Source organism: Colwellia sp. BRX9-1 (genome assembly GCF_014077195.1).
In the GTDB taxonomy this organism is placed as follows: domain Bacteria; phylum Pseudomonadota; class Gammaproteobacteria; order Enterobacterales; family Alteromonadaceae; genus Colwellia_A.
In genome coordinates this window covers 1-275 of sequence record NZ_JACGVM010000098.1, presented here as the reverse complement: position 1 = coordinate 275, position 275 = coordinate 1, and the positions used below count along the sequence as shown (strand labels likewise).

Sequence of the window (275 nt, the reverse complement as noted above, 5' to 3'; positions counted from 1 at the left end):
GCAGACGGTCCAATGACCGTCACCAGCTTTACTGTTGATGGTAATACATATAGTGCAGGTGACACCGTTACCCTCACCGAAGGTGAGTTAACTTTAAATGCAGATGGTAGTTATACTTTTACACCTAATGACAATTTCAACGGTGCTGTGCCTGTAATTACTTACATTGTTACTGACGGTGCAGGTGATACACAGACTTCTACCTTAACGATTTCAGTAACTCCAGTTTCTGATCTGAGCGATGATAATGAAACTGTCACTGTTGCAGAAGATAC

Annotated in this window: 1 protein-coding gene; it reads left to right on the top strand. The window is 41.8% G+C overall.

Features of this window, described 5'->3' with window-relative positions; all coding sequences use genetic code 11:
- Window positions 1-12 precede the first annotated feature (12 nt).
- A partial coding sequence (locus tag H4J76_RS19630; RefSeq protein WP_259377168.1) for a cadherin-like domain-containing protein occupies window positions 13-275 on the top strand: 263 nt, incomplete at its 3' end.